Origin of the sequence: Mesorhizobium sp. M1E.F.Ca.ET.063.01.1.1 (assembly GCF_003998155.1) — a bacterium.
Classification (GTDB): domain Bacteria; phylum Pseudomonadota; class Alphaproteobacteria; order Rhizobiales; family Rhizobiaceae; genus Mesorhizobium.
Window position 1 is genome coordinate 1 of record NZ_RZSC01000226.1, and the last position, 8342, is coordinate 8342.

General features: G+C 62.4%; 8 protein-coding genes. 2 read left to right on the plus strand and 6 right to left on the minus strand.

Going from position 1 to position 8342, the window contains the following annotated elements; all coding sequences use genetic code 11:
- A partial coding sequence (locus tag EOA29_RS17320; RefSeq protein WP_145969691.1) for a PLD nuclease N-terminal domain-containing protein occupies window positions 1–273 on the minus strand: 273 nt, incomplete at its 3' end.
- A gap of 90 nt (window positions 274–363) precedes the next feature.
- On the opposite strand from EOA29_RS17320, the gene EOA29_RS17325 reads away from it, so the two are divergent.
- The gene (locus tag EOA29_RS17325; protein ID WP_126094380.1) at window positions 364–549 is read left to right on the plus strand and encodes a hypothetical protein; all 186 of its coding nucleotides are present in this window, start codon (window positions 364–366) and stop codon (window positions 547–549) included.
- A gap of 214 nt (window positions 550–763) precedes the next feature.
- The gene (locus tag EOA29_RS17330; protein WP_126094379.1) at window positions 764–1264 is read left to right on the plus strand and encodes a GFA family protein; all 501 of its coding nucleotides are present in this window, start codon (window positions 764–766) and stop codon (window positions 1262–1264) included.
- Window positions 1265–1637: 373 nt separating this feature from the next.
- Here EOA29_RS17330 and EOA29_RS17335 read toward each other — a convergent pair whose 3' ends face one another.
- The 5 genes from EOA29_RS17335 to EOA29_RS17360 form a co-directional block, all read right to left on the minus strand.
- The gene (locus EOA29_RS17335; RefSeq protein WP_126094378.1) at window positions 1638–2312 is read right to left on the minus strand and encodes a peroxiredoxin-like family protein; all 675 of its coding nucleotides are present in this window, start codon (window positions 2310–2312) and stop codon (window positions 1638–1640) included.
- 809 nt (window positions 2313–3121) lie between these two features.
- Entirely contained in the window at window positions 3122–5593 is a 2472-nt protein-coding gene (locus EOA29_RS17345; RefSeq protein WP_126094376.1) for an adenylate/guanylate cyclase domain-containing protein, read from the minus strand.
- An 81-nt stretch (window positions 5594–5674) separates the two neighbouring features.
- Window positions 5675–6769 carry a branched-chain amino acid ABC transporter substrate-binding protein gene (locus EOA29_RS17350; RefSeq protein ID WP_127221196.1) on the minus strand — a complete coding sequence of 365 codons (1095 nt, stop codon included), beginning with the start codon at window positions 6767–6769 and terminating at the stop codon, window positions 5675–5677.
- Between the two features lie 255 nt (window positions 6770–7024).
- The gene (locus EOA29_RS17355; protein ID WP_126094374.1) at window positions 7025–7297 is read right to left on the minus strand and encodes a hypothetical protein; all 273 of its coding nucleotides are present in this window, start codon (window positions 7295–7297) and stop codon (window positions 7025–7027) included.
- 87 nt (window positions 7298–7384) lie between these two features.
- On the minus strand, window positions 7385–8134 hold the full coding sequence (locus EOA29_RS17360) for a DUF899 family protein (RefSeq protein WP_126094373.1): 750 nt from the start codon (window positions 8132–8134) through the stop codon (window positions 7385–7387).
- Window positions 8135–8342: the final 208 nt, after the last annotated feature.

Genomic DNA, 8342 nt, shown 5'->3' on the forward strand with positions numbered 1-8342 from the left:
TTCCATGGCCAAGTGGCGGTCGTGCCTTGCCTCGGCTGCCTCGCCGGGGACCGGCCGCAAGGCGCTGATCGTCGCGCGGCGGATGCGGTTGATGCCGGCGACGGCGTAGATGATCGCGCCGAGGAAGGGCGACAAGAGCATCACGCCCACCCAGCCGGTGGCGGCGCGCACGTCTTCCTTCGTCATGATGGCATGGACGATGCCGACCGCCGCCATCGCCAGGGAGAGGGCGAGGATAAGCGTGGACCAGTGACTCGCAATCGCCTGCAACATCGCCCCGACTATCGAGCGGGGATGAGCGGAAGGCAATGCGGCAGGTGAGTGCGGGACGAAAACAAGTACTTAGCGGGATGACCGGGGCGAATGACAACCAACACCGTCCGTGAGCTGATCGTCGGCTTTGACCTGAAGCCGATGATGATCATCATCTCTCAAGACGCGAACGTCAGCTCGCGCCGCAATATCGGACGTCAAAGCCACGTTGATCAACTTCCAAAAGCGGACTTCGCCAGCGCCCGCACCGGAACTTCGCGGCTGCGGACCTACTGAACAGTCTCTGCGAGCCTCGGCCACCGCTTAACCGGCGGTTGAAGCGGAAGTTATTGGCAGACGGTCGGGAAGGCATGATCGGGTCCATTCTTTTGGGCTGACAAACCACACCCACCAACACCAGAATTAGATCCGCTCTTGGGAGGCTGGACTATCAAAGACGAATACCTAAAAGAGATTAAGCCCAAACCCGCCTCTTGAAGGAGGAGAAAAAATGAAACGCATCGAGATGGAGATGAGCGGCGGCTGCCAGTGCGGTGCCGTGCGCTACCACGCAAGCGCTATGCTCGACAACTCGCATCTCTGCCATTGCCGCATGTGCCAGAAAGCCTCGGGCAACATCTTTGCCGCGCTCGTCGCCGCGCCCGATGAGGCGCTCACCTGGACACGCGGCAAGCCGAGCGTCTGGGAGAGCTCGGAGCTTGTCGAGCGCGGCTTCTGCGCCAATTGCGGCACGCCATTGTTCTTCCACCACCTCGAAAACGGTCGCACCAACCTGATGATTGGTTCGCTTGACGATCCGCACGCCTTCCCGCCGCTTGCCAATACCTGCACCGAGAACATGGTGGCATGGTTCGATACGATCGCGGGCATAGAAAATACCGGTGCGACCGAAAACAACGGAGCCGATTGGGCCGCGGCGATCAAGGAGAGTAACAACCAGCACCCCGATCACGATACCACCTCATGGGCGATGAGGGAGCGTGATGGCTGAGTCCTATTCCGGCGGTTGCCGGTGCGCGCTGTCCATTGCCGCTATTCCGAAAAGCCGTCGTGCCGGAAAACCAGCGACAGCAACGGCTTACTTCAAGATGATGCACGCAGGGTGCCTGAAGGTCTGCTCTGTAGCTAGTTCGTGCCTCGAAGCAGCCCGTCAGCTTCCGGCCTTTTGCGGTCATTCGACATCGGTAGTGAACGACGCTAGTGGCATGTAGTGGGCGTTGGGCTTGTACAGCTTGTCAAAATTCACCCCCGCCCGGCCGACAGTCTTAGCCATGGCGCAAGGTGGAAAGCCGCCATCAAGAGAGGTACATAGGGCCGCAAACTTCGCGTAATTCTCCGCCTAGCCCCACTGTCGAAGCTGCGCCTTACCTTCCGATTTGCGACGCTGCCGACATCAACTCCTGAGTGTTCGGGGCGCCGAATAGGCCGCCATCGAGCACCTCGTTGGAAGTCCAGCGAACGACGCCATCGCGGTCCAGCAAGAACTGACCGACGAGCTGCCCAATGCCTGTGGCCATCATCTGTTGATCCGCTTCCGTGATATCGTAGCTGTCCTTCTTGTTCAGATATTCGAGCGCCGCAAACGGATCCATCGGTTCCGGCATCTCGCCCGGCAAGTCGACCCGTATCGACTTCACATCGCTCATCGAAACCTTTTGCGGCCATGCGCTCTCGTCTTCGGTGATCTGCATATTCGGCAATCCAAAGGCACGGTGTGAAGTCCGCTCCGGATCGGATGCCGCGAGGAGGCCGAGCATCGGATGGTACCGGAGGTAGAGGCGCGCCCGCTCGATAGGTGTGTTGACCACTGTGAGGCTTTCGATGCCCTTTTCGTTGAGGGCTGGGGTGAGTTGCGAAAGCATGGCGATATGGCGCCTGCAAAAAGGACAATGGAGACCCCGGTACAGCCCAACCAGCACCGGTCTCTCGCCTCGGAAATCGTCGATGGCGATCTTGCCCTCCCGGGTAATCGCGTCGAGCACGACATTGGGCGCCGTTTCGCCAGGTTGCAGCGGGCCTGTGTTGAGACGTTCTGACATGCTGATCCCTCCTCGCGGGTCAATCCACAACGGATGTGCGGGCGGGTGGCTTGAGCCCATGTGCGGCACATACGTCCTTGGGCATGCTGAAATGGCGGTCGGCCTTAGGACGGCGTCGAGGTCGGCGTCGATAGTCAATTTATAGCACGGAGAGGGCGGACGCTAGTTCTTACGGAGGGCAACGCTTTCACCAGACGGTGTTTCACGAGCCGGGCAGGCTTTGTGATAGCCAGGTGCGCCAAGGTCTGGATGTGCGCGACTTCGCTGAGGCTGTCGTCAAGTCTGACAGGGGTTGCGCCTCGTGACTGAAAATGGTCGCCGAATTGCGAAAGAGATGTGTGGGCGGACATGACAGACGACGGGAGCAACGATCGCCACCGGGGCGCGGAGGGCTCATCCCACAGCGCGTCGTCGAGAGAAATGGGGACCCGAACTGGAAAAGCTCGTCCGTCGGCTGACCTCGCAGGCATTTGTTGGTACCATGATGCACCAATCGTGACTGCAGACGCCAGCCTGGGTGAGGGCTGTAAGTAATTATGTCATTCTCCGAACGACCCAGAGCGACCGTCCCGCATGCGCGATTCCGGACACGAGTCGAAGGCGAGGATCATCTTTGAGCCGGTCAGCCTCAACCACATCAAGAACTAGGATCCGCTGATCGGTCTCGTTTGCGTTCGGCGTAATCCAGCAGCGTTGATCCTCGCAGCAAAGCCCGGCTTCCGGATGCTCCTGGAGGTACTCAATCGCATATTCGGCGTCCACTTTTCTCGGTCCCGCGTCCACGGACATTTGCTCTTCTCCTCCAAGCCCTACTGCCCGGGCTTGTGGGAAAGCCGATCCAGCGCATCTTGAAGCGCAGTGGCGGCGCCGCCACGCTCGTCGGCGGACATCAGCTCCGGTTCAAGTTCCAGCCTGAAATGCGGCAGCTCGGTTCGAACGGCGCGACAAGCGCCCGCTAGATTGGCCTTCAGATCGATGACGCGGTAGGTGGCGACGGGATAGGCGATCCCCTTGACCTGGACGTGCCCCATCTCCTCGCAATCGATCGTGTCCTTCACTTGCGCAAACGTCTCGTAGGAAATGAGGATGGCCCCCGGTGCCGCCTCCTGTTCCAGGCGCGAGGCGAGATTCACGGCGCCGCCGATTATCGTGTAGTCCATCCGGTCCTCGCTGCCGAAGTTACCGACGGTGCAGTAGTCGGTATGGATGCCGATGCGGCAGCGCAGCGGTGTTTCGATCCCCATGTCCCGCCAGACTTCGGTAAGCTCGCTGATCCGCTTTTGCATGGCAAGCGCCATCTGTACGCAAGCCAGCGCGTCCTCCTTGACGCCGCGCGTCTCAGGGTCGCCGAAAAACATCAGGATCGCGTCGCCGACGTACTTGTCGATCGTGGCACCATGATCCGACGCGATTTTCGACATTTCCGTCAGGTAGTGATTGAGGAGCTGGGTGAGATCCTCGGACTCCATCTTGTCGGTGGTCTCGGTAAAGCCGGCGATGTCGGAGAAGCATATGGTCAGCTTCTTGCGCTGACTGGCGATTCTAACGTCTTGGCGGCCAGTGAATATCGAGCTGTACACTTGCGGCGCCAGATATTTGGCCAGCTTGCTGGAAAGCGCCTCTAGGGCAGCGGACTTCTCGGCGAGGTTCTCCTCCCTTCGCTTCAACTCGGTGATGTCCGAATAGACGGCGACCGTGCCGCCGGCGCTGATCCGCCGTTCGCTTATCATGATCCATCGTCCGTCGCCTCGCCGCTGCACCCATGGTTCGCCAGGGTTGCGGTGCCGCCACAGGCGCTCGGCAACCCATTCATCGACCCGCCCCTCGGCATCCCTGATGTAGCCGCGCTCGGCCGATCGGCGAATGATCTCCTCGAATGCCGTGCCGGGGGTTAGCTCGGCCTCCAGACCGGCGTATAGCAGTTCGCGGTAGCGGCTGTTGCTCAGGACAAGCCGGTCCTCTCTGTCGTAGAGAGCGAAACCTTCGGAAATGCTTTCGATGGCATCGACCAGCCGCTGACGCGCTTCTGCAACGTCGCGCAGGTTCTTTTCCTCGACCTCGACGGCGGTATCCCGGAAGAGGCTCAGTGCCTCGGCCATGCGCCCGATTTCGTCGCTGCCCGCGGCCGGCAGCGGCGCACGAAGATCGCCGCCCGCGATCGCGAGCATCCCCTGGCTCACCGCTCCCAGACGGGCGAGAAGGCTGCGGTCGACATAGAGCCAGACGACCAGAACCGAGCTCAACAGGCTGAGAAAGGCGGAGCCGAGGACAACTCCGGTGCCGTAGCGCTGGACGAGCGCGGCTTCGCGACCGGAGGCAGTGATCTCGCGATCCGCTGCTGCGACAAGACGGTCGACGGCAGCGGTGAGACTGCGCGACAGCCGATTGTTTTCGGCCAGAAGCTTTTCGCCCTGCGCGAGGACCGCAAGCTCCTCCTCCCGAGCCTTCGGGATGCTGTTCTCACCATCGGCTAGTGCCTTGAACTCGTCCACCCGCTGGCGGAAACGGGCCTGCAGCTTTTGGTCGATCTCCGAGGAAGCCGTTTCCAGGGCGGCAAGCGAGCGGCGCAGCGGAAACAGAATCAACGCCAGGTCGCCTCGCGTTGGCGCGGTCGCGGCCTTGACCAGCGCGTCGTTGACCGCCGAGATCTCCAGCTGCGCCTTCTGCTGGGGGATGTAAGCCGCGGTCGCCTGGACCATGTCGGCCATTGCCCCTGCGCGTCGATCGGGCGACAGCGACCTATCGGCCGCGACCGCCCGCCATTGCGGGAGCCTGGAATCCATCACCAGGATGCCGGTGGCCAGAAGGCGGTGGCTTCCAGTCGTCGTCGCGGTGAGGTCGTTCAGGAGTTCCTCCTTGCGGGCGACCACATCGAGCCGCGCGATAACCAGAGAGTCGAGCTCCTTCAGGTTGCGCCTCAAAACAATCGCGGCTTCCTCGATCTCGGCCAAAGGCACTGTGCCCAGCGTGGCGTCTCTGAGGTCCGTGCGCAGCGCCTCGAGGCGGGACATCTCGAGCGCGACGGCAGCCGAGACCTCGCTGTGCTGAGCCCTGCTTGTCGCCGCCAGCACCGATGGCGCGGCTGCAGCGACCCGTTCGGCCTGGCGCGACAATTGGAGGGAGGCCAGTGCCGACGGCACCCGATCCGTGGTAATTCGGTCGACGACGTCGCCGACTTGAAGGAAGGCATAAAGCGCCGCAGCGGTTGCCAGTACCGCAAGTGCGCTGATCCCGAAAAAGGCGAACAACAGCCGGCCGCGTATGCCGAGGCGTTCAAGCATCGCGGTGAGTCGGAACAATCCAGCCACACTGGTCTGCATCGGACTAGACGTCTCAGGCGGCACGCCGGCGCTCGGCGAAGCCTATTCAACCGGCACGTACTCCCCGCCCTTCCAGACGTACCAAACCCAGCTCTGCCTCGTGAGGTCACCCTTGTCGTCGAAGTCGACCCGGCCAATGACGGTGTCGAATTGCTGTTCGTGCAGTGCCGCGATGACCGCCTTCGGCTCCAGCGAACCTGCCTTCGCGACCGCCTGAGCCCAGACCTGAACCGCGCAGTAGCTCAACAGCGTGTAGCCCGCGGGCTCGAAGTTCTCCGCACGGAACTGCTCCACGATTGCGGCCGCGCCGGCATTTCGCCGCGGGTCCGCCGGGAAGGTGAACAGGGTTCCCTCCGCCGCTGAGCCTGCGATCAGGGCGAATTCCTCGGTGGCCAAGGCATCTCCGGATATGAGCTGGACCGTGTAGCCACGGTCGTGTGCGGCGCGAGCGATCAGCGCAACGTCGGCATGATACCCACCCACATACAAGGCAGAGACGCCGGCGGCTTGCAACGCAGCGACCTCGGCTGAATAGTCGTCCTTCCCGGGCGCGTATGCGTCGTAAACAGCTTCAGTCACGCCCCGTTTGTTCAGCTGCTTCCTGGTCTCGTCGGCGAGACCCTTTCCATAGGTCGAATTGTCGTGAAGGATTGCAATCTTCTTGTCGCCCCAGCGATCGGCAAGGTAGTTGCCGGCGATGAACCCTTGCGCGTCGTCGCGGCCAATGGTGCGGAAGACATTGCTACGGCCCTGTTCGGTCAGCTGCGGATTGGTCGAGCCTGGGGATATTTCGACGACGCCCGCCTCCGCGTACACTTTTGATGCGGGGATCGAGGCCCCAGAGCAATAATGCCCGACGACGAGCACCACCCCGTCAGCCACCAGCTTCTGGGCGGCCGCGACCGCTTGCTCGGGATCGCAGAAATCGTCGACCGAGATGAGCCTCACCTTCTGGCCGAGCACGCCGCCCGCCGCGTTGACGTCGGCCACCGCCATCTCCGCACCGCGCTGCCCCTGCTCGCCGATCCAGGCAAGCCGTCCTGTCATGGCAGCCGAGACCCCGATCAGCACCTCGGCCCTCGCGGAACTGAACACGGCCGCGAGAACTATGATCGCTATGGCGATGACACGGTGCATGTGTGCACCCCTTGTGGACATTAGCTTACGCTAATCCTGTCAGGGCCGACAGCCCCTTCGGCAAGCGCGAGTGTCTCGGATGTTATTGGAGCGCAATTGGCGAAGCGATGCGCCACTTGAATGGCGAGTCACAACTTCGTTCGCTGAGGTCGGAATCGCGCGCCGAGTCCAGACGGCCGCACTGCGGTCATTCGAGAACTGGCAACTGGTCGCTTCTGGCGCGCCTAGCGGGCACTTTAACCGCAACCTCAAATCTCATCCCCGCCTTCCCACCAGCCGCAGCCACGGCGCCAGGTGGAAAGCCGCCATCAGAAGATACATCGGCACCATGCCGCTGAGCACGGAGGCTCCAGGCCCGGGCATGCACATCATGTCCTGCCCGCCATAGGCGGCCGTGAGCAGCGCCATGATCGCGAAGGTCGGCGCCGCAGCGAGGCAGAGCCAGTCGGCGAGGCCGAAGCCGCTCAGGGCGGACGGGCTAGGGGTGTTCGTCCTTTCGATGGCGAAATCCGAGTTCTCGATGCTCATCTCATCCACCTGCAAATGGTCTGATTTTCAAGGCTTGCGGAGATCGGCTCTGGCGGCGCGGCTGGCGCCGCCAGAGTCGCTTCGCGCTCAGGCGTCCTTGTTGCGGAACGCCGCTTCGCCGGCATCCGACACCTCGACCCATCTCTGGTCGGGCGCGGCGCCTTCCTCATAGTTGTCGTGCCAGTTCCACCACTTGTAGGTCTGCGTCTGCGGATAGCCCTTGGGCGAATCCTCCCACACCTCCTGGCGGCCGAGCGGGGTGACGTCGAGATAGCTCCACACGGTGCCGAAAGCCTCGTCGCCGCGATTGTTGACGAAATACGTGCGGAAGATGCGGTCGCCGTCGTGGATGAAGACGTTGTGGCCGTGCCATTCGTCGACGCCGAAATCCTTATCCCAGCTGTCGGTGATGGTGTACCAGGGCATCTTCCAGTCCATCCGCTGCTTCAGCCGCTGAATGTCGGCCTGCTGCGCGCGCGAGGCGTAGACGAGCGTGGTGTCGCGGGCGTTGAGATGGGCGAGGTTGCCGACCTGGTCGGCGCCGAGCGAGCAGCCGCGGCAGGCGTGTTCCGGCCAGCCATAGACGCCCGGCTCGAAGAAGGCGCGGTAGATGATCAACTGCCGGCGGCCTTCGAACAGGTCGAGCAGGCTCGCCTTGCCGTTCGGGCCTTCGAACACATAGTCCTTCTCGACAAGCATCCACGGCATGCGGCGGCGTTCGGCGGCTAAAGCGTCGCGGGCGCGGGTCATGGTCTTTTCCTTCACGAGCATCTCCTCGTGCGCGCCTTCCCAGGCCTCTCGCGAAACGACCGGTGGTGTGTGCATTTGCTGGGTCATTGCTCATTCTTTCGGTTTGGTTGAGGGTGACGCGGACAGACATAGGGCCTGACGGCGCGATGGTGAGAGTTACAAGTGTGACGCGATTTGATCCGGCGGGCCCAGAAGCGGGCCCAGAAGCGGGCATCGAGGCGGGCATCGCATGGACTCGCTGATCAACGCCGCCGGCCGCGCGTTGGCATCGGGTGACCCGCTCGGCGCCCTGAAG

Bases quoted from the DNA above. Each gene is read 5' to 3' on its own strand.
- EOA29_RS17345 (WP_126094376.1), bottom strand. From the start codon at position 5,593: ATGCTTGAACGCCTCGGCATACGCGGCCGGCTGTTGTTCGCCTTTTTC.
- EOA29_RS17325 (WP_126094380.1), top strand. From the start codon at position 364: ATGACAACCAACACCGTCCGTGAGCTGATCGTCGGCTTTGACCTGAAG.
- EOA29_RS17350 (WP_127221196.1), bottom strand. From the start codon at position 6,769: ATGCACCGTGTCATCGCCATAGCGATCATAGTTCTCGCGGCCGTGTTC.
- EOA29_RS17335 (WP_126094378.1), bottom strand. From the start codon at position 2,312: ATGTCAGAACGTCTCAACACAGGCCCGCTGCAACCTGGCGAAACGGCG.
- EOA29_RS17360 (WP_126094373.1), bottom strand. From the start codon at position 8,134: ATGACCCAGCAAATGCACACACCACCGGTCGTTTCGCGAGAGGCCTGG.
- EOA29_RS17330 (WP_126094379.1), top strand. From the start codon at position 764: ATGAAACGCATCGAGATGGAGATGAGCGGCGGCTGCCAGTGCGGTGCC.
- EOA29_RS17355 (WP_126094374.1), bottom strand. From the start codon at position 7,297: ATGAGCATCGAGAACTCGGATTTCGCCATCGAAAGGACGAACACCCCT.